This is a genomic window from Rhizobium sp. GR12 (assembly GCF_036596185.1).
Taxonomy (GTDB): Bacteria; Pseudomonadota; Alphaproteobacteria; order Rhizobiales; family Rhizobiaceae; genus Agrobacterium; species Agrobacterium nepotum.
Genome location: NZ_JASXTH010000001.1, coordinates 172,914 through 193,344, shown reverse-complemented (window position 1 = coordinate 193,344; position 20,431 = coordinate 172,914). Strand labels below are relative to the sequence as shown.

Below are 20,431 nucleotides of genomic sequence, written 5' to 3'. Positions count from 1 at the left end.
CGGTGCTTAGATCCTCGGGTCAAGCCCGAGGATGACGGAGAAAGCGAAGCGGCCATTAAGATTCAGGGAAGAGGAATCCCAAAATGAGCACTTATACCAATTTCACCATCGAGACAGACGCAGACGGCATCGCCCTTGTCACCTGGGACATGCCGGAAAAGTCCATGAATGTCTTCACTTCCGAGGTGATGGACGAACTGAACGCCATCGTTGACGCAACTGTCGCCGACGCTGCCGTCAAGGGTGTTGTCTTCACCTCCGGCAAGAGCACGTTTTCCGGCGGTGCCGATCTTTCGATGATCAAGTCGATGTTCTCCTTCTACAATGACGAGAAGGCGAAGGACCCGGATCAGGCAGCCGCCAAGCTGTTCGAACTGGTCGGCCGCATGACTGGCCTGTTCCGCAAGATCGAAACCAACGGCAAGCCGTGGGTTTCGGCCATCAACGGCACCTGCATGGGCGGCGCTTTCGAGCTGTCGCTCGCCTGCCACGGCCGTGTCGCGTCGAGTGCCAAGAGCCTCAAGATCGCCCTGCCGGAAGTCAAGGTCGGCATCTTCCCCGGTGCCGGTGGCACCCAGCGCGTGCCGCGCCTCACCGATGCGCAATCGGCGTTGCAGATGATGACCACGGGCCAGTCGCTGACCGGCGCACGGGCCAAGGCCATGGGGCTGGTGCATCAGGTGGTGGAGCCGGATCAGCTTATTTCCGCTGCCAAGCAGATGATCAAGGACGGCCTGAAGCCGGTTGCCCCCTGGGATGAAAAGGGCTTCAAGGCGCCCGGCGGCGGCATCTGGACGCCGGCCGCCGCTCAGCTCTGGCCGGCCGCTCCGGCGATCCTGCGCCGTGAAAGCGCCGGCAACTATCCGGCGGCACTTGCCATCCTGAAATGCGTCTATGAGGGCCTGCAATTGCCCTTCGATACGGCGCTGAAGGTAGAGCAGCGTTATTTCACCGAAATCCTTCGCTCGAAGGAAGCCTTCGGCATGATCCGCTCGCTGTTCGTTTCCATGCAGGAACTGGGCAAGGGCGCACGCCGCCCGGCAGGCCAGCCGAAGACGGAGTTCAGGAAGGTGGGCGTCGTCGGCGCGGGCTTCATGGGCGCGGCCGTCGCTTATGTCACCGCCGCAGCCGGCATCCCCGTTGTGCTGGTCGATCGCGACCAGGAAGCGGCCGACAAGGGCAAGGGCCATTGCGAAGAAAGCGTCAAGGCTGCCATCGGCAAGGGCCGGCTGACGCAGGACGAAGGCAAGGCTTTGCTCGACCTCGTCACCCCCACGGCGGATTATACTGCATTGTCTGACGCCGATCTCGTCATCGAGGCCGTCTTCGAAGACCGCGACGTGAAAAAAGCCGTCATCGAGGCCGTGGAAGCCGTGTTGCCGCAGGGCGCAATCTTCGCCTCCAACACTTCCACCCTGCCGATATCAGGGCTTGCGAAAAACTCGAAGCGCCCGGCGGATTTCATCGGCATCCATTTCTTCTCGCCGGTCGAGAAGATGATGCTGACGGAAGTGATCCTCGGCAAGGAAACGGGTGACAAGGCGCTCGCCGTCGCGCTGGACTACGTGGCAAAGATCAAGAAGACGCCGATCGTCGTCAACGACACGCGCGGCTTCTTCGTCAATCGCTGCGTGCTGCGCTACATGGCGGAAAGCTATGACATGCTGATCGAGGGTGTGCCGCCGGCCATGATCGAGAATGCCGCCAAGTTCGCCGGCATGCCGGTTGGCCCGCTGGCGCTGAACGATGAGGTGGCGATCGATCTTTCCTACAAGATCCTGAAAGCCACGGTTGCCGATCTCGGTGAAAAGGCCGTCGATCCGCGCCATATGGAGCTGGTGAAGAAGCTTGTGGAAGGCGAGGGCCGTTTTGGCCGCAAGAACGCCAAGGGCTTTTACGATTACCCGCCAAAGCCCGCCAAGAAGTCCCTCTGGCCCGGCCTGAAGGATCTCTATCCCCAACAGAAGCCTGAAGATATCGATATGGAGGTGCTGAAACAGCGCTTCCTGGTCACGGTGGCGTTGGAAGCCGCCCGCACGGTGGAAGAAGGCATCGTCACCGACCCGCGTGAAGCCGATGTCGGCTCCATCCTCGGTTTCGGCTTTGCGCCCTACACCGGCGGCGCGCTCTCCTATATCGACGGCATGGGCGTGAAGAATTTCGTGGCGCTCGCCGAGAAGCTGAGCGAGAGCTATGGCCAGCACTTCAGGCCGACGCCGCTGCTGGAGGACATGGCTGCCAAGGGCGAGACATTCTACGGACGTTTCGATCCCTATGCCAGCACCGCGAAAGCGGCATAAGCCTTCAAGGCGAACAAGTGAACAGGCCCTTCGGGGCCTGTTTTTTTATGTCGCTTTATGTGCATCCTTTGCCCGGCTGAGGCGTTGAAAAGGCGAGATCGGGCGAGGAACGCCCGGCTAACCCAATCAAAAACGCCTCAGGAGACAGCGATGAAAGCACCACTGCGATCTCATGGTTTCGACAAGCCGACCGACCTTGAAGACCATCTGGCTGAGCTGGACGAAGAGGCTGCGGAGAAGAAGGTCGAAAAACCCGCTGCCCGACAGGCGCGTGCTTCCGCCACGACGGAACCATCGATACGCGCAGAATTGGACGATCTCCGCAAACAGCTGGAAAAAATTCGCCGCGATGTGAAAAAGCTGGAGGCCGCCTCCCATCCGGTCCGCCATAAACCCGCAGATATCAGGCACGACAAGGACCGCGAGAATTCGCGCCTGATGACGGTGGTGCGCTCCGTTGCCGTCACCTCGCTCGCCAGCCGCATCTTCGCTTCCTCCCCCGTCGTGGCGGCGCTGGTGGCCATCGTGCCTTTCGCCCTCGGCCTTGCCGCACGCCACAGGGAAGGAGCTTGAGCAGCCAGCCCTTCCGCTGCCACCGCAAAGGCGACGCGGCTCGTTGTGGAAAGCGTCGGCTGGGACGGGCCAAGAGGTGGTGCTGGCTTTAGCGGAGGATGAATGCAGTGCTGTCGACGCATGATTTGTCCTCTACCGAGCCTGTATTCCAGCCATCCACAGGCGCCGTGAAAAAACTGTCAAAAAACTTCGCCATGGCGCTTGCCATGTCCGAACAAGATGTTATAACCCCGCTCACTTTCGGGGCACCAAAACGGCCCCGCCCGCCAAAAGCGGAGGTTCTTCAAGGACCTGAAGTGCCCGGATAGCTCAGTTGGTAGAGCAGCGGATTGAAAATCCGCGTGTCGGTGGTTCAAATCCGCCTCCGGGCACCATTCTTCTCAATTATATTGTTTATGAGTTGACTGCGTGCCGGGTTTTCCCGTTTGCGATGTGTAGCCAAGGATTTCGATCAGTGGCTGTCTATCATGTGGTTTTGCACGGACCGGCCATGTGTGGCGTTGTGCTTGCCCCTCGCTCAGGCATCTTGCTTGGAGATGCTGGCCGTTACGACTGGACACATGAAATTCCGGCGCGCAAATCGGATATCGTGAATGGCGTAAGGACAGCCCGCAGCAGGAGAGTTTCCCTGACCTTCAGGAAAGCGATTCACGCAAAAACTCCCTGAGTCGGGGGAGGGGGCTAAAGATGCTCCCGATTATCCGAATTCTGCTCCGCCCGATCCCGATAAAGTGCTGCGCGCCCTAGCAGCATCAGGGAAACCGGCGTCGTCACCGTCACGAAGATGCCGATGAATATCTCGTGGAAGGCGAAGCGGTCGCCGGAGACGGAGAAATAGATGATCGAGGCCATCACGATGCCGCCGGTGCCCCAGCTGGTGCCGAGCGTGGGCGCATGCAGGCGCTCGTAGAAGCTGTTGAGCTTGGCAAAGCCGATCGTGCCGATCAGCGTCAGCGAGGCGCCCAGGAGGACGAAGAATGCCACGAGGATGGCGGCCCAGAGCGGGAATTCTGCAGCACTGTTCATTCGATCACCTCGCCGCGCATCATGAATTTGGAAAGGGCAACGGTGGAGACGAAGCCGAGGATCGCGATCAGCAGCGAGGCCTCGAAATAGATGTCGTTGCCGGTGCGCAGGCCGAATGTCAGCAGGAGCAGCATGGCGTTGACATAGAGCGTATCCACGCCCAGCACCCGGTCCTGGGCGCGCGGCCCGATCGCGATGCGATAGACGGAAATCGTCATGGCGATGGCCAGCATCAGCTGCGCGAGCGAAAATGACCAGAAAAGGATAATCGAACTCATTCGAATATCTCCATCAGCAGTTTTTCATATCGGTTCTTGATAAGGCTAATCCAGGCCGCCTCATCCACATCGTCGAGAACATGCAGAAGAAGCGTGCCCTGGCTGGAATTATATTCGAGCCATGCGCTTCCGGGTGTCGAGGTCAGGATCGTCGCCAGGACGGCCAGCCCCATCGGATCGCGAATATCGAGCGGCACCGCCAGGAAGCCGGATTTGCGGTCTCTTTCGCGCTGGAACAGAATGATCTTCACGACCGAAATATTGGACCTGACGATGTCGTAAAGCACGATCACGATCAGCTTGACGAGCTTGTGCCAGTTGCGGATACGCGGCTTGGCCGGCCGCAGCGACGCCATCGCCCAGGAGGCAATGAGGGCGACGCCGGTGCCGAGCAGCAGATGCCCCGCTGAAAAACTGTTGATCGTCATCCAGAAGAAGATCAGCGAAACCGTCAGCAGGGGGTAGGGCAGGACACGGCTCATCATGGCTGCGCCTCCGGGTTCGTTCCCGCTCTCGGGGCGGAAATGACGCCCTGAATGTAGCTCGCCGGCAGATCGAGAATACGGGCTGTCTCCTGCATATAGCGCATCACCGGCCCGGCCTGCACTGTCATGGCAAGTGTCAGTCCAAGCAGCAGCATGATGGGCGCGATTTCGATGACGAGAACACGCGGCACGGTTCCTTCGATGGAGGCCCAGAAGGTGCGGATGCCGGCGCGGGTCATCGAGATCAACGAGGCGAAACCGGCAAAGATGATCAGGAAGACGAGCCACCAGGAAAGCGTGGAAACGCTGTCATTGGCGCCGAGCCCCGAAGGATTGAGAATGGCGGTCAGCATCGAGAATTTTGCGATGAAGCCGGAAAGCGGCGGCAGGCCGGCCAGCAAAATGCCACAGGCCGCAAAACACGCACCGAGCACCGCGATCGTACCGGGCATGGTCACGCCGACTTCTTCTTCCTCGTCTTCTTCTTCGCCCTCGCCATAGGCTTCCATGGTCACGGCAAGAACGTTCGCGCCCGCATCCTGCCCGCGCTCCACCAGTTCGATCAGCATGAAAAAGGCGCTGATGGTCAGTGTGGAGCTGACGAGATAATAGAGCGCGCCGGCGGCAATCGTCGGGTTGCCGGTGCCCATGGCGGCGAGAAGCGTTCCCGAAGACACCAGAACCGAAAACCCGGCCAGCCGGCCAAGCGCCTGCGACGCCAGAACGCCGATGGCCCCGAAGATGATGGTGGCGATGCCGCCGACGAGCAGGGCATCATGGCCGAAACCGGCGGATTCCCCCGCCGTCTGTCCGAAAAGCAGGAAGGACAGGCGGGCGATGACGTAGATGCCGACCTTGCTCATGATCGCAAACAGCCCGCCGACAGGCGCGGAAGCGGTGCCATAGGCGGAAGGCAGCCAGAAATTGAGCGGCCACATGCCGGCCTTGACCAGAAATGCGATACCGAGAACCGCAGCGCCGGTTTCAAGTAGCATGCGCTGGTCCGGGTTGAGGCCTTCGATGCGGTGGGCAAGGTCGCCCATGTTCAGCGTGCCGGTGACGCCATAGATGAGGCTGACGCCGATCAGGAAGAACAGCGCCGCGACGAGGTTGATGGCGATGTAATGCAACCCCGCCTTGACGCGCTGCTGGCCGGAACCATGCAGCAAAAGGCCGTAGGAGGCCGCCAGCATGACCTCGAAGAAAACGAAGAGGTTGAAGAGGTCGCCGGTCAGAAACGCGCCGTTGACGCCCATCAGCATCATCTGGAACAGCGAATGGAAATGCGCGCCCGCCTTGTGCCATTTCGCCAGCGAATAGATCAGCGACGGAATGGCAAGCAGCGCCGTCAAAAGCACCATCAGCCCGGACAGGCGGTCAGCGACGAGCACGATGCCGAAGGGTGCCGGCCAGTTGCCGAGCAGATAGACGCCGCTCGAAACCACCGCCGCGATCTCTGTATTGACCGTCGAGTTTACCTCGCGGAACAGCAGGATGGTGACAACCAGCAACAGGACGGTCGAGGTGAGACTGATGGCGGCTTTTGCCACGCGCTGGCGCTCGTCGAAGAACAACAGGAGTGCAGCGGTGATCAGCGGCACCAGAATGGGCGCGATGACGATGTGGAAGGGGAATGACATCATTTCGTCTCCCTCCCGTCCACATGGTCGGTGCCGGTCAGGCCGCGGGCGGCAAGCAGCACGACGAGGAAAAGCGCGGTCGTCGCAAAGCCGATTACGATCGCCGTCAAGACCAGCGCCTGCGGCACGGGGTCGGCGAGCGTGGAACTGTCGACACCGTTGACCAGCACCGGCGGCGCATTGGTCTTGATGCCGCCGACGCCGAAGATGAACAGGTTGACGGCGTAAGACAGCAGCGAAAGCCCGACGATGACCTGATAGGTGCGCGGGCGCAGAACCAGCCAGACACCCGAGCCGGTCATGACGCCGATGCCGATTGCAAGAATGAGTTCCATTACACGTCCTCCGCTTTTGCGGCTTCAGGCGTGCGAACGCGGTAGTTACGCAACGATTGGTGTGCCAGTGCTATAAGAATAAGAACGGTGGAGCCGACGACCAGCGAGAACACGCCAAGATCGAACAGCAGGGCGGATGCCGTCGGCATTTTCCCGATATAGGGTATCTCCGTATACTGGAAGTACGAGGTCAGGAACGGGTAGCCGAAGAACCACGATCCGATCCCGGTTGATGCCGCCATCAGCAGGCCGAAGCCCATCCAGCGCAACGGCAGGATGCGAATGCGGTCCTCCGCCCAGCGTGCGCCGCCGGCCAGATATTGCAGCAGGAAGGCAATCGCCATGGTGATGCCGGCCGCAAAGCCGCCGCCGGGCAAATCATGTCCGCGGATGAACAGGAAGATCGAGAAGGTCACGATGACCGGGAACATCCACTGCATCACGATGGATGGGACATAGAGATAGTCGCGGACGGTGTCGCCCTTGCTGCGGTCCGGCTGTTCGGCATCGAAGGCGTTCTGCATCTGCTGCTGTTCCGGCACCCCGATGCTTTCATGCGCGGGGCGGAAACGGCGAAGCAGCGCAAAGACGGTCAGCGCCACGATCGCCAGCACCGCGATTTCGCCAAACGTGTCGAAACCGCGGAAATCGACGAGGATGACATTGACGACATTGGTGCCGCCGCCTTCCAAATAGGCGCGCTCCAGGAAATAGGTCGCAATCGCATTCGGCACGGGCAGGGTCATCACGGCATAGGCGATGACGGACATGCCGATACCGCTTGCGGCGGCCAGCAGGAAGTCACGGGCGCGGCGAAGCTGTGCTGGCAGCTCGTCGCTGCTGTCGACCTTCTCGAAACGTTTCGGCAGCCATCTGAGACCGAGCAGGATGAGAACCGTGGTGACGATTTCCACCAGCAGCTGGGTAATTGCGAGATCCGGCGCGGAAAGCCAGACAAAGGTAAGGCAGGTGACGAGGCCGGAGACGCCGAGCATGACGAGGGCGGCGAGGCGGTGATATTTCGCCTGCCAGGCCGCACCCATCGCGGCGATCATGCCGATCAGCCACAGGATGGCGAAGATCGGATCGAAGGAGGTCACGCGCGGCAGCGACAGTGAAAATTCCGAAAGGAAAAGCGGTGAGAAACCGGCAAGAAGCGCCACGAGGATCAGAAGCCTCAGCTGCGGCTGCAGACGCCGGGTGCCGAGCGTGCTTTCCAGCCACCGCGCCCACTTCCAGGACACGGTGACAAGAATGCGCTCGAAGATGCGCTGGCCCCGCAAATGCCGGAAGACCGGCGGACCGTCGTCGCAGCGTGAGAAATAGCCGCCGAGCAGGGCGTAGATCGTAACGCCGCCGACGAGTGCAGCGATACTCATGATGAGCGGCAGGTTGAAACCGTGCCAGATCGACAGACTGTAGACGGGCGTCTGCGGGCCGAGTACCGAGAGCACGGCCGAATGCAGGAACGGGCCGATCGACAGGCTCGGAACGATGCCGACGATCAGGCAGGCGAAGACCAGGAACTCGATCGGGAAGCGCATCCAGCGCGGCGGCTCGTGCGGATTGGGGTTCGGCAGGTCGACGGGCTTGGGACCAAAAAAAACCGTGTGGATGAAGCGCAGCGAATAGGCGACGGCAAACGCGCCCGAAAGCGTTGCGACATAGGGCAGCGCCCGGTCCAGCAGCGAGTCGGCATGGGTTTCGACGGACTCGGCAAAGAACATTTCCTTGGAGAGGAAGCCGTTGAACAGGGGTACACCGGCCATTGCCGCACTTGCCGCCATGGCGAGCGTCGCGGTTGCTGGCATATAGGTGTAAAGCCCGCTTAGTCGCCGCATGTCGCGGGTGCCGGTTTCATGGTCGATGATGCCGGCCGCCATGAAAAGCGAGGCCTTGAAGGTGGCGTGGTTGACCATGTGGAAGATGGCCGCAACCGCCGCAAGCGGGCTGCCGAGGCTGAGAAGCGTGGTGATGAGGCCAAGATGGCTGATGGTCGAATAGGCCAGAAGCCCTTTCAGGTCCTGCTGGAACATGGCGAAATAAGCGCCGAGCAGCAGCGTGATGACGCCGGCCACGCCCACCAGCCAGAACCATTCCGGTGTGCCTGCCAGCACCGGCCAGAACCGCGCCAGCAGGAAAACCCCTGCTTTCACCATGGTCGCCGAATGCAGATAGGCCGAAACGGGCGTGGGCGCAGCCATGGCGTTGGGTAGCCAGAAATGAAACGGAAACTGTGCGCTCTTCGTCAGTGCGCCGCCCAGAATGAGGATAAGCGCGGGCAGATAAAGCGAATGGGCGCGGATTGCGGCGCCGGCCTCGATAATCCTGTCGAGATCGTAGCTTCCCGCCATGTGGCCGAGGATAAGCAGTCCGGCAAGCAGGCTGAAACCGCCGATGCCGGTCACGGTCAGCGCCATGCGTGCGCCGTCACGCGCACCGGCGTTCTGGTGCCAGTAGCCGATCAGCAGGAACGAGAAGATGCTGGTCATCTCCCAGAAGATCGACAGCAGGATGACATTGCCGGACAGGACGATGCCGAGCATCGAGCCCATGAAGGCGAGCAGAAACGCGAAGAAACGCGGGATCGGATCTTCGGCCGACATGTAATATCGGGCGTAGAGGACCACGAGCAGACCGATGCCGGTAATAAGGATCGCGAAAATCCAGGCAAATCCGTCCAGCCGCAGGGTGAAATTGAGCCCCAGCTGCGGCAGCCATTCCACGTCGTATTTCAGCGCGCCGCCGTCACTGACGGTCGAATAAAGAAACATGCTGGCGACAAGGCCGAAGAGGGCGACGGCGCCTGCGACGGAGGCCGGACCGGCGGCCGCACCGTCGCGCGGCATGAAAGCCGTGAGGATAGCGCCGACGAACGGCAATGCGACGATAAATGGAAGAATGGTTGCAAGTGTCATATGCGGCGGCGGGTTTCTCTCTGGAATTGGAGCCTACGGCGGGTTTCCGACGACTCCGATCCCTCAAGGCTCACAAGAAACCGAATGATGAGGACCGCCGGAATGGCTAAGAGATAATATGCGGGGGCGCTCTTGGAACCACGCTCGCAAAGTCTCGGAAAGATTGTAGCGTAACGGCAACAGGTGTGACCGCCGGTTTGGCCTCACTGGTGAGCCGCAGGGCGTCTGAAGGAAAAGCACCGGGGCGAAGCCCTGAGCCGGTTTCGCCGGCCTTGCAGCCGTAATCGCCGCCGCTGTTGCACTCTCTATCGCGAAGTGACGGGGAGTGGCCGAGATCGACGGTCTGCAATCGCTCCAGACGGCTGGTCTTGGAAACGGTCTTCATGCCGGAAGGGGCCTGAAAGCCGATGATGACGAGCAGGCTTGCGACCACGAGGCCGATCAACACTTGCGGATGGCGCCTTGAACAGCGGCATTTCTCCATCCATAACAAGTTGGCATCTCCTTGATCGTAAAGGTCTCTTTAAAGCATCACCGCTGAGCGAATATCCCGTTGATTTGTTTTAGGGGAAGCCGGACATGCTTGTCCAGCGCACAGGCCGGAAAAACCGTGCGAGGCTTCGATTCCTTTTCGTTTTTGCCTGTTTGCGGCAAAGTAAGGGCGGCAATGGCTAAAAGCTTTTACAAATTTTACCGTTTGACGTCGGTACCCATGTTTCTTAACTTTCAAGCAAGGAATTAACCATAAAGATTGATGGTATTTCCACGGCGGAATGGGGTTTCTCCCCTTCCAGGCATGACGCCGCACTGCCGTACCGGGCCCGATCCGGTATTTTCGTTTCTTGGTTCAAGAAGGTCAGGCAAGCGTCGATGCCACATCGTCCGCGATGGGTGTGTTCGTTCAAAAATCCCCCTTAGGGTGCTGGCGTTCTGAACCTTGGCCAATTGGCCGGGTTTTTACCGGCCGTCATTTATTGGGGACGTCGGTTGGGGCAGGATTTGCCATCAGATCAAGCGCGGAGATCGGCAGGCGCCAGCCTGGCGGGACGGCTGCGTTTTGCCGGTCTGGATGAGACGCAATCCGATTTCCTGCGCAATTATCGCAGCATGCTGGAGCCTTACGTCAAGGCGGGCCTGCGCGACGTGATGAACCGTTTCCAGTCCATGCCGGACTGTTCTCCGTCTTTCGAAAGCGACAACCAGCTCGACCGCCTGCACGATCTGCAATCCTCGCACTGGAGCGTGCTCACCGATGCGCGTTTCGATGCGCTCTATGCCGAACGGGTGAAGGTTCTTTCCGACAATGCCGGCCGCATGGGCCTCGATCCGCGCTGGCAGATCGCCAGCCACGCAATCGTTCTGGAACATCTGCTCGGCGGACTGGTGGCTGAACACGCGCCGCGCTCGATCCTGCCCGGCAGCCGCAAGAAAAACCGCGAGCTGGCGGAAGCCGTGAAAAATGTCGTCCGTCTGGTGATGGTCGACACCGAGATCGCCGTATCGCTGCGCTTTAACGAATTGCGCCTGCGCCACGGTCGGGAACTGGCGGAACAGCGCGACAACGACCGCTCGGAAGCGGCAAAATTGCTGGGCGAGGCGCTGACATCCTTTGCCGCAGGCGATTTGCAGGCCCGCATCGGCGGCGATGTGCCCGAAGCTTATCTGGACGTTGCAGCTTCCTTCAACACGGCGCTGGAGACGATCGGCGCGTCGCTGATATCCGCCCAAAACGGTATCGGCGAGGCCGAGGCGTTGAGCGCGCGGTTTGCCGATATCGGCCGTTCCATGGCGGAGCGCTCCCGGCAACAGGCCGCAGCCCTTGCCGAAACCTCCCGTGCGATCCAGACGATGATCGGGGATGTTGCCGAAAACGGCGTCCGCATTTCGGCGGCGGAGACTGCGGTTTCCCGTGCCCGCGAGGCGGCGGTCGAAAGCGGCAAGGCAATCGGCGAGGCGATAAACGCCATGTCGGATATCGAGCAATCCGCCGAGCAGATCGGCCGGATCATCGGCACGATCGACGAGATCGCTTTTCAGACGAACCTGCTGGCCCTCAATGCCGGCATCGAGGCGGCGCGCGCAGGTGATAGCGGACGCGGTTTCGCCGTCGTCGCGCAGGAAGTCCGGGCATTGGCCCAGCGTTCCGCCGACGCCGCAAGAGAAATCAAAAGCCTCGTCGGCTCCACGAAAAAGCAGGTCGAGGGCGGCGTGCACATGGTCAACCGCACGCAGGAGGCAATCGGCGGGGTCGTCCGGCAGGTGTCCGGCATCAACGACATGATCACTGAGGTCTCCCGGCACACCGCCGAGCACGCCGGCGAATTGCAATCGGTCGCCGCCGATATCGACGATCAGCAACGGCAGGCCGGCCGGAACGCCGCCGATATGGGCGAGGGCGCATCCGAGGCCGACGCGCTTCATACCGTCATTCTGGAACTCGGCCGCACCATCCGCGAATTCCGCATCGCCCGTCAGGAACAGGCGAAAGCGGTCGCGGCTGCGGATCGGCAGAACACATCATTTATGGCCCGTGGGGACAACCGCACGGAACACCAACAATTCAGACGCCAAGGAGTCATGTAATGGCAGCCAGAAAAGCAGCTGAGGCGACACTGAAACTGTCACCGGTGCTGGATCTCAACGAGGCATCGGCGCTGCACGGCAAGCTGATGACGCTGAGGGGAGCTCCGTTGTCGGTCGATGCGTCCGAGGTCGAGCGTATCGGCGCACTTTGCGCCCAGGTCCTCATGGCCGGCGCGAAATCCTGGGAGGAGGACGGCAAGCGGTTCGGTTTTGCCAAAGTGTCCGATGCATTCGACAAGACCATGAAACTGATAGGCGTCGAAATCGATCATTTGCTCCTGAAGGAGATAAAGCAGTGAAGAAAAAAGTTCTTACCGTGGACGATTCCAGAACGATCAGGAACATGCTCCTGGTCACGCTCAACAATGCCGGTTTCGAGACCATTCAGGCCGAAGACGGCATCGAGGGCCTCGAAGTGCTCGAACAGAGCAACCCCGATGTCATCGTGACTGATATCAACATGCCCCGTCTCGACGGTTTCGGCTTTATCGAGGGTGTGCGGCGCAACGAAAAGTACCGCGCCATACCGATCCTCGTTCTGACGACCGAAAGTGATGCAGAGAAGAAGAACCGCGCCCGTCAGGCCGGTGCGACCGGCTGGATCGTCAAGCCGTTCGACCCTGCGAAACTCATCGATGCCATTGAACGCGTAACTGCCTGACACGGGAAATTTCACGATGGATATGAACGAAATCAAGGAAATCTTTTTCCAGGAATGCGAGGAACAGCTCGCTGAACTGGAAACAGGACTTCTTAAATTGAATGACGGCGACCGTGACCCGGAAACCGTCAACGCCGTTTTCCGTGCCGTTCATTCCATCAAGGGCGGCGCGGGTGCCTTCGGTCTCGATGATCTCGTGGCCTTCGCCCACGTTTTTGAAACGACCCTCGACTGCGTTCGCTCCAACAAGCTGGAGCCGTCGCAGGACGTCCTGAAAATCATGCTGCGTTCCGCCGACGTCCTGGCGGACCTGACCAATGCGGCAAGAGACGGCGGCAGCGTCGACGAAAGCCGTACCCGTGGCCTCGTTAAGGAGCTGGAAGCGCTGGCAAACGGCGAAACCGTGCAGGCCTCCGCGCCGGTCGCCGTCAAGATGCCGGAACCCGTCGCGGCCAAGCCGACGGACGATAGCGGCTTTGAGCCGGTCCCGTTCTCCTTCTCGGACTTTGCCGACGAAACCACGCCGTTGATGGAAGCGCCGTCCTTCCAGATCACCTTCAAGCCGCATGCCTCGCTTTATTCGAAAGGCAACGAAGCAGCACTTCTCCTGCGCGATCTTTCGCGCATCGGCGAGATGAGCGTCAATTGCGACCTGTCGGAACTGCCCGCGCTCGACAAGCTCGATCCTGAAGCGTCCTATCTCTCCTGGACGGTTTCGATCACGACCGACAAGGGTGAAGAGGGTATCCGCAGCGTCTTCGAATTCGCCGAATGGGATTGCGATCTCGAAATCGTGCCGGTTGTTTCGGATGCCGCAGGTGACGAGGAAGAGCTTCCGATGATCCCGGTTCCGTTCGACCTGTCGGCTCTCGACAGTGACGCGGAAGAGGAACCCGCCGTCGCGACCCCCGTGGTGGAAGAGTCTTACGTTGCCGCAACAGTCGAGGCTGCCGTTGCGACGACGCAGATCGCCCGGAGCGTCAATGCCGCCATCGAAAAGCGCGAGGCGGCGGCTGCGCCCGTCGCAGCCCAGGCAAACGCAAATGCGGCGGCCAATGCAAGCGCCGGCCAGACCATCCGCGTCGATCTCGACCGTGTCGATCGCCTTATCAACCTTGTTGGCGAACTCGTCATCAACCAGGCGATGTTGTCGCAGAGCGTCATCGAAAACGATGCGAGCGGCACCTCCGCCGTCAATATGGGGCTGGACGAACTCCAGCAATTGACGCGCGAAATCCAGGACAGCGTCATGGCTATCCGTGCGCAGCCGGTCAAGCCGGTGTTCCAGCGCATGTCCCGTATCGTCCGCGAAGTTGCGGACATGATCGGCAAGCAGATCCGCCTCGTTACCGAAGGCGAGAACACGGAAGTCGACAAGACGGTCATCGACAAGCTGGCCGAACCTTTGACCCACATGATCCGCAATGCCGTCGACCACGGCATCGAAACACCTGAGAAACGCGAAGCGGCGGGCAAAAACCCCGAAGGCACCATCAAGCTTTCCGCCAAGCACCGGTCGGGCCGTATCCTGATCGAGCTTCAGGACGATGGCGCGGGCATCAACCGCGAACGCGTTCGCCAGAAGGCGATCGACAACGATCTCATTGCCGCCGATGCGAACCTGACCGATGAGGAAATCGACAATCTGATCTTCGCTCCGGGCTTTTCCACGGCGGACAAGATTTCCGACATTTCCGGCCGTGGTGTCGGCATGGATGTGGTCAAGCGTTCCATTCAGGCGCTTGGCGGCCGCATCAATATCTCCTCGCGCCCCGGTATTGGCTCGACCTTCACCATGAGCCTGCCGCTGACGCTTGCCGTTCTCGACGGCATGGTGGTGACGGTGGCCGGACAGACGCTGGTCGTTCCGTTGACCGCAATCGTGGAAACCCTGCAGCCGGAAGTGAAGAACATCCACTCTTTCGGCGCCAATCAGCGGCTGATCTCCATCCGCAACTCCTTCTGCCCGCTGGTCGACGTCGGACGCGTTCTGAACTTCCGTCCGACCCAGGCCGATCCGGTCGAAGGCGTGGCGCTTCTGGTGGAATCAGAAGGCGGCGGCCAGCGCGCCTTGATGGTCGATGCGATCCAGGGCCAGCGCCAGGTCGTCATCAAGTCGTTGGAAGCCAACTATACCCATGTTCCGGGCATTGCCGCCGCCACCATTCTGGGTGACGGACGTGTCGCTCTCATCCTGGATGTCGACGCCATCGTCAGCGCGTCGCGCGGACAGCCGCTGAAGCAGGAAATGTCACTCGCGGCGACGGGTTGAGGGCGAACATCCATGGCAGCACTTAACCTCAGCGATCAGCGCCAGTCCCCCGACGATGTTCTCGCCAGCGGTGAATACCCGCTGACGAGACGCGATCTGGCGGAGATTGCGGCGATGATCTACGCCGATGCGGGCATCTATCTCAACGACACCAAGGCGTCGCTGGTCTATTCACGCCTGTCGAAGCACATTCGCAATCTCGGACTTTCCGGCTTTCGCGAATATTGCGCATTGGTGTCCTCGCCGGATGGCGCGCACGCACGGCGCGAAATGCTGTCGCATCTGACGACGAATTTCACCCGCTTCTTCCGCGAGAACCATCATTTCGAACATCTGCGCGACGAAGTCCTGCCGGGCCTTATCGCAAGGGCGAAGACCGGCGGGCGTGTCCGCATCTGGTCGGCCGCCTGTTCCGACGGGCAGGAACCCTATTCGATTGCGCTCACCGTTCTCGCCATGTTTCCGAATGCGGCGGATTACGATTTCAAGATCCTCGCGACGGATATCGATCCGAAGATATTGGCGCAGGCCCGCGCCGGCGTCTACGACGACAACGCGCTCGAAACCGTATCTCCGGCCATGCGCAAGCAATGGTTCACCGAGGTCGATGCCGGCGGTCGCCGCAAGTTCCGCATCGACGACAAGGTCAAGCGTCTCATCACTTTCAACGAATTGAACCTGATGACGCAATGGCCCTTCAAGGGCAATTTCGACGTCATCTTCTGCCGCAACGTCGTCATCTATTTCGATGAGCCGACGCAGATGCGCATCTGGTCGCGTTTCGCAGGCCTGCTGCCGGAGGGCGGTCATCTTTATATCGGGCATTCCGAAAGAGTGTCCGGCGACGCCAAGAACCTGTTCGACAATACGGGCATCACCACCTACCGCTACATTGGTCATACGTCGGGGAGGAAGGCATGAGCGCGCTCGCACGGGTACTCGTCGTCGATGACTCTCCAACGATGCGCGGCCTGATTTCCGCCGTCCTCAAGGCCGATCCGGAGGTCGAGGTGGTGGGGCAGGCCGGCAACGCCATGGAGGCGCGCGCCGCCATCAAGCAGCTCAATCCGGATGTCGTGACGCTCGATATCGAGATGCCGGAAATGAACGGCCTCGAATTTCTCGAAAAGATCATGCGCCTGCGGCCGATGCCGGTCATCATGGTCTCGTCCCTGACACACCGCGGCGCGGATGCCTCACTTGCCGCGCTTGAAATCGGTGCTTTCGACTGTGTCGGCAAGCCGGCTCCCGGCGATGCGCGCCCCTTCGGCGACCTGGCCGACAAGGTGAAGGCGGCCGCGCGGTCGCAACACGCCGCCTACCGCGCGACGCGCCCGGAAAACGTTGCGGCGCCGCAGCCGATGCCCGTCAGCGACTATCGGGCCGGCCGCAAAGTCGTGGCCATCGGCTCATCGACGGGTGGTGTCGAAGCCCTGATCGCCGTGCTCCAGAAATTTCCGGCCAATTGTCCGCCGACCGTTATCACCCAGCATATGCCGCCGACATTCACCAAGAGCTTCGCGGAAAGACTGAACCGCATCTGCGCGCCCGTCGTGGAAGAAGCGACGGATGGCGCACGCCTGCAAACCGGCAAGATCTATCTCGCGCCGGGCGGCGAACGCCACTTGCAGATATCCAATCGGAATGCCCCCTGCTGCCGGCTCATCGAGCGCGACCCGGTCAACGGCCATCGCCCCTCCGTCGATGTCCTGTTCGATTCGGTGGCCGAGCTTGCCGGGCGTAACGCCGTCGGCGTCATTCTCACCGGCATGGGCCGGGATGGTGCGGCCGGGCTGCTGAAAATGCGGCATGCCGGTGCGCGCACCGTCGGCCAGAACGAAAAAACATGTGTCGTCTACGGCATGCCCAGAGTGGCCTTTGAGCTTGGCGCCGTCGAACAGCAATTGCCGTTGGCTTCAATCGGCGAAGAAATCCTGAAACTAACCACTGCCCGCAAAGAAGGTGCTGACTAATGTCTCTCGCAGAAAAGATCAAAGTTCTGATCGTCGACGATCAGGTGACCAGCCGGCTGCTGCTCAGCGATGCGCTGACACAGCTCGGCTTCAAGCAGATCACTGCCGCTGGCGATGGCGAGCAGGGATTGAAGATCATGGAGCAGCAGCCCCATCATCTCGTCATCTCCGATTTCAACATGCCGAAGATGGACGGTCTGGGTTTCCTGCACGCCGTGCGGGCCAACCCCACCACCAAGAAGGCGGCCTTCATCATCCTCACGGCGCAGGGTGACCGCGCGCTGGTGCAGAAGGCGGCGCAGCTCGGCGCAAACAACGTGTTGGCCAAGCCCTTCACCATCGACAAGATGCGTGCAGCCATCGAAGCGGTTTTCGGATCGTTGAAATGATCGAAGCTGCGGCCAAGCGCGTACATATCATTCAGGGCGAGTATAAGGTTGTCAGTGATCCCGACGTGGTCATGACGACGATACTCGGTTCGTGCGTGGCCGCCTGTCTGAGAGATCCCGTTGCCGGCATCGGGGGGATGAACCACTTCCTGCTGCCGGGAACGGGCAGTGTGACCGGCGGAGATGCGACGCGTTACGGCGTGCATCTCATGGAACTTCTGATCAACGGCCTTCTCAAGCAGGGCGCCCGCCGCGACCGGCTGGAAGCCAAGGTTTTCGGCGGCGCGAAGACGATTGCCAGCTTTTCCAATGTCGGCGAACAGAACGCCATCTTCGCCATGCAGTTTTTGAAGGATGAAGGCATTCCGGTCATAAGCTCCTCCACGGGTGGAGACCATGGCCGCAAGATCGAGTTCTGGCCGGTCTCGGGGCGTGCGCGGCAGCATCCGCTCAGCGGCGCGGAAACCCAGAAGACGGTCGCCATGGAAACACGTCCGGTGCCGGTGCCCAAGCCCGTCGCCAACGACATCGAATTTTTCTAGTCACGGAGTTTCCAATGCAGATTGCAAACAACACCGCCGCCGCTCCGTTCGAAGAAGCCTTGCCAGAGGTTCTGATGCGTGTGGTATCGGAGCTGCACGATGTCGCCTATCTGATCGAGCGCATCGAGCCGCAATTGCTGGAGGTGACCAGCGGAGAATTGTCCAGTGACGGCGTCAAGCTGCTGCAGGGCATCGACCTCGCCGTTCAGAAAACCCGCGGTCTTGCCGAGTTTATCGATACCGTCACCGGCTCCATTCCCGGTCATTGGATCGTGGATGTCAGCACTGCGCTCAGCCTCGTCAAGCTTGCCGAAATGCAAAAGGCGCTCGGTGCTGCGTTCCGCCATGGCCATTCGCAACCGCTCGACAAAGCCTCCGGCGACTTCGACCTGTTCTAGACGGCATTCCAGCACCATTCATCCTCGCGGCACCTTCCTCTTCTTAGATTGCGGGAAAAGGCAACGCTCGCGCAAGCTTCGCACCCTATTGTCACTACGGGGCCAAAAGGCCTCGGACTCTATGAATGACGGTGCGGAACAGAATGAATCTGTTAAATCAAATCCCTCAGGTCTTGAAGAATGTCGCGGCGCTGGGTCAGACACGGCTGCTGATGCTGGGCGGCGTGGGCGTTTTGTCCATGGCCATTATCCTTGCGGCAGCACTTTACGTGAACCGTCCCGCTTACGAGACCCTCTATGTGGGACTTGAGAAAAGCGACCTCAACAAGATCAGCATTTCACTCGCCGAAGCGGGGCTGGACTTCCAGGTCGGAATTGATGGCACCAGCCTTCAGGTTCCGGTCGGCCTCACCAGCAAGGCACGGCTGCTTCTGGCCGAGCGTGGCCTGCCCGACAGCGCCAATGCCGGTTATGAGCTTTTCGACAATGTCGGCTCTCTCGGCCTGACCTCTTTCATGCAGGAAGTGACGCGGGTGCGCGCCCTTGAAGGCGAGATCAGCCGCTCCATTCAGCAGATCGACGGCATTGCGGCCGCACGCGTCCATATCGTCATGCCTGACGTCGGCAATTTCCGCCGTGGCGAGCAGAAGCCCACCGCATCGGTCATGATCCGCGCCAATGCCACCGCCGGGCGCAAGGCCTCCGCCTCCATCCGCCACCTCGTCGCCTCGGCCGTTCCCGGCCTTGAGGTCGATGACGTGACCCTGCTCGATTCGACCGGTCAGCTTCTCGCTTCCGGTGACGACGTCACCAATGCCGCCATGAACCGCTCGCTGACACTGGCGCAGAACGTTCAGCAGGAAATCACGACCAATATCGACAAGGCGCTGGCGCCTTTCCTCGGCATGGACAATTTCCGCTCCAGCGTGACGGCGCAGCTCAATACAGACAGCCGGCAGATTCAGGAAACCGTCTACGATCCGGAATCGCGCGTCGAGCGCTCCGTCCGCACGGTGAAGGAAGACCAGAAGTCCCAGGAAACGCAGCCCGATACGGCAGCGACCGTGGAACAGAACGTACCGCAGGCAGCCCCTCAGGGCGGGGCCGGCGGCCCGCAGTCTTCGGACCAGTCGGCCAAGAAGGAAGAACAGACCAACTACGAGATCAATTCCAAAACGGTCGCCACGGTCAAGAACGGCTATACCGTCGAGAAGATTTCGGTCGCGGTGGTCGTCAACAAGGGTCGCATTGCCAAGATGGTCGGCGAACCTGTCGATCAGGCCAAGATCGACGCCTATCTTGCCGAGATGCAGAAGATCGTAACCTCGGCCGCAGGCATTTCCTCCGATCGCGGCGATATCGTCACGCTGACGGCGATGGACTTCCTGGAAACGCAATTGCTGGACGAGGCCGTAAGTGGGCCGGGCATCATGGAAGTGCTGAGCCGCAATTCCGCCGGCATCATCAACTCGCTCGCCTTCGTCGCCGTCGCTTTCCTCGTCGTCTGGCTCGGTGTACGTCCTCTGGTCCGCACGGTTACCGGCAACGGTTCGGCGGCAGGCCAGATCGGCCAGGAGGCGGCCGGCCTCGAACTGCCGGATTTCTCTCCCGGCATGGATGCGGGTGCAGGCGGTCTCATGGAAGGTTTCGGAGCAGATTTCGGCTTCGACAGCACCGACGATCTACTGGCGGGTGGCGACAGCGAGGGTACCTTCAACCGCCGGGTTCGCGAAGGACCCGAACGCAGGCTCTCCCGCATGGTGGAAATCAGCGAGGAAAGAGCAGCCAAGATCCTTCGCAAATGGGCGGTGGAAAAAGCAGCGTGATTTTGAAAAGGCCGGGTTTACCCGGCCTTTTGCTCATTTTCGGGCTTTCTGGTATCTTTGTCCGGCCAGCGGGTGCATTCTCATTTCGGGACACTGTTTACAAAAAATTCAGCAACGATACAGTTTGCTGGGAATAGGCTGAGAATGCCGTTTATGGATTGGTCAGCTTTTCAGTATGTTTTTTAGGAATAGACGAACAAGGAAATACGTGGAAAGGCTGGTGTCAGGTAAT

19 protein-coding genes and 1 tRNA gene are annotated in these 20,431 nt (G+C 60.4%); 13 read left to right on the top strand and 7 right to left on the bottom strand.

Features of this window, described 5'->3' with window-relative positions:
* The first annotated feature begins 83 nt into the window (after positions 1 to 83).
* The 3 genes from QSK43_RS00930 to QSK43_RS00920 all read left to right on the top strand — a co-directional run bounded on the left by QSK43_RS00930 (position 84) and on the right by QSK43_RS00920 (position 3,247).
* On the top strand, positions 84 to 2,300 hold the full coding sequence (locus tag QSK43_RS00930) for a 3-hydroxyacyl-CoA dehydrogenase NAD-binding domain-containing protein (protein WP_332301967.1): 2,217 nt from the start codon (positions 84 to 86) through the stop codon (positions 2,298 to 2,300).
* Positions 2,301 to 2,450: 150 nt separating this feature from the next.
* Positions 2,451 to 2,873: a hypothetical protein gene (locus QSK43_RS00925; RefSeq protein WP_045022270.1), complete on the top strand. Its 423-nt coding sequence runs from the start codon at positions 2,451 to 2,453 to the stop codon at positions 2,871 to 2,873.
* A 298-nt stretch (positions 2,874 to 3,171) separates the two neighbouring features.
* Positions 3,172 to 3,247, top strand: a tRNA-Phe gene (locus QSK43_RS00920).
* Positions 3,248 to 3,554: 307 nt separating this feature from the next.
* Here the strand turns inward: QSK43_RS00920 and mnhG are convergent.
* From mnhG to QSK43_RS00885, 7 genes are all read right to left on the bottom strand, one after another.
* A complete protein-coding gene (mnhG, locus tag QSK43_RS00915) occupies positions 3,555 to 3,899 on the bottom strand; it encodes a monovalent cation/H(+) antiporter subunit G (protein WP_045022272.1) in 345 nt (114 codons plus the stop codon).
* The gene (locus QSK43_RS00910) at positions 3,896 to 4,177 is read right to left on the bottom strand and encodes a K+/H+ antiporter subunit F (RefSeq protein WP_003514989.1); all 282 of its coding nucleotides are present in this window, start codon (positions 4,175 to 4,177) and stop codon (positions 3,896 to 3,898) included. The genes mnhG and QSK43_RS00910 overlap by 4 nt, the downstream gene beginning before the upstream one ends.
* A complete protein-coding gene (locus QSK43_RS00905; protein ID WP_045022274.1) occupies positions 4,174 to 4,662 on the bottom strand; it encodes a Na+/H+ antiporter subunit E in 489 nt (162 codons plus the stop codon). The genes QSK43_RS00910 and QSK43_RS00905 overlap by 4 nt, the downstream gene beginning before the upstream one ends.
* Positions 4,659 to 6,305, bottom strand: a complete 1,647-nt coding sequence (locus QSK43_RS00900; RefSeq protein ID WP_332301966.1) for a monovalent cation/H+ antiporter subunit D — start codon at positions 6,303 to 6,305, stop codon at positions 4,659 to 4,661. Before QSK43_RS00900 ends, QSK43_RS00905 begins: the two co-directional genes overlap by 4 nt.
* Positions 6,302 to 6,637, bottom strand: coding sequence for a Na+/H+ antiporter subunit C (locus QSK43_RS00895; RefSeq protein ID WP_332301965.1), 336 nt, complete (start codon positions 6,635 to 6,637; stop codon positions 6,302 to 6,304). Before QSK43_RS00895 ends, QSK43_RS00900 begins: the two co-directional genes overlap by 4 nt.
* Complete coding sequence (locus QSK43_RS00890; RefSeq protein WP_332301964.1) at positions 6,637 to 9,555, bottom strand: monovalent cation/H+ antiporter subunit A; 2,919 nt, start codon at positions 9,553 to 9,555, stop codon at positions 6,637 to 6,639. The genes QSK43_RS00895 and QSK43_RS00890 overlap by 1 nt, the downstream gene beginning before the upstream one ends.
* Before the next feature lie 106 nt (positions 9,556 to 9,661).
* Positions 9,662 to 10,039 (bottom strand): hypothetical protein, encoded by a 378-nt coding sequence (locus QSK43_RS00885; RefSeq protein ID WP_332302229.1) that lies wholly within the window; start codon positions 10,037 to 10,039, stop codon positions 9,662 to 9,664.
* Between the two features lie 503 nt (positions 10,040 to 10,542).
* Between QSK43_RS00885 and QSK43_RS00880 the strand changes: the two genes are divergently transcribed.
* The 10 genes from QSK43_RS00880 to fliF all read left to right on the top strand — a co-directional run bounded on the left by QSK43_RS00880 (position 10,543) and on the right by fliF (position 20,199).
* Positions 10,543 to 12,138 (top strand): globin-coupled sensor protein, encoded by a 1,596-nt coding sequence (locus QSK43_RS00880; protein ID WP_442967762.1) that lies wholly within the window; start codon positions 10,543 to 10,545, stop codon positions 12,136 to 12,138.
* Positions 12,138 to 12,437: an STAS domain-containing protein gene (locus QSK43_RS00875; protein WP_045022284.1), complete on the top strand. Its 300-nt coding sequence runs from the start codon at positions 12,138 to 12,140 to the stop codon at positions 12,435 to 12,437. The genes QSK43_RS00880 and QSK43_RS00875 overlap by 1 nt, the downstream gene beginning before the upstream one ends.
* Positions 12,434 to 12,799: a chemotaxis response regulator CheY1 gene (gene cheY1, locus QSK43_RS00870; protein WP_003493773.1), complete on the top strand. Its 366-nt coding sequence runs from the start codon at positions 12,434 to 12,436 to the stop codon at positions 12,797 to 12,799. Before QSK43_RS00875 ends, cheY1 begins: the two co-directional genes overlap by 4 nt.
* A 16-nt stretch (positions 12,800 to 12,815) precedes the next feature.
* The gene (locus QSK43_RS00865) at positions 12,816 to 15,071 is read left to right on the top strand and encodes a chemotaxis protein CheA (RefSeq protein ID WP_332301962.1); all 2,256 of its coding nucleotides are present in this window, start codon (positions 12,816 to 12,818) and stop codon (positions 15,069 to 15,071) included.
* Positions 15,072 to 15,083: 12 nt separating this feature from the next.
* The gene (cheR, locus tag QSK43_RS00860) at positions 15,084 to 15,992 is read left to right on the top strand and encodes a protein-glutamate O-methyltransferase CheR (RefSeq protein WP_332301961.1); all 909 of its coding nucleotides are present in this window, start codon (positions 15,084 to 15,086) and stop codon (positions 15,990 to 15,992) included.
* Positions 15,989 to 17,044 (top strand): protein-glutamate O-methylesterase CheB, encoded by a 1,056-nt coding sequence (gene cheB / locus QSK43_RS00855; RefSeq protein ID WP_045022290.1) that lies wholly within the window; start codon positions 15,989 to 15,991, stop codon positions 17,042 to 17,044. Before cheR ends, cheB begins: the two co-directional genes overlap by 4 nt.
* On the top strand, positions 17,044 to 17,433 hold the full coding sequence (gene cheY2, locus QSK43_RS00850) for a chemotaxis response regulator CheY2 (RefSeq protein ID WP_003493781.1): 390 nt from the start codon (positions 17,044 to 17,046) through the stop codon (positions 17,431 to 17,433). Before cheB ends, cheY2 begins: the two co-directional genes overlap by 1 nt.
* Complete coding sequence (gene cheD / locus QSK43_RS00845) at positions 17,430 to 17,975, top strand: chemoreceptor glutamine deamidase CheD (protein WP_045022292.1); 546 nt, start codon at positions 17,430 to 17,432, stop codon at positions 17,973 to 17,975. Before cheY2 ends, cheD begins: the two co-directional genes overlap by 4 nt.
* Positions 17,976 to 17,989: 14 nt before the next feature.
* Positions 17,990 to 18,373 (top strand): chemotaxis protein CheT, encoded by a 384-nt coding sequence (gene cheT / locus QSK43_RS00840; protein WP_045022295.1) that lies wholly within the window; start codon positions 17,990 to 17,992, stop codon positions 18,371 to 18,373.
* 143 nt (positions 18,374 to 18,516) lie between these two features.
* Complete coding sequence (gene fliF, locus QSK43_RS00835; RefSeq protein WP_045022297.1) at positions 18,517 to 20,199, top strand: flagellar basal-body MS-ring/collar protein FliF; 1,683 nt, start codon at positions 18,517 to 18,519, stop codon at positions 20,197 to 20,199.
* Positions 20,200 to 20,431: the final 232 nt, after the last annotated feature.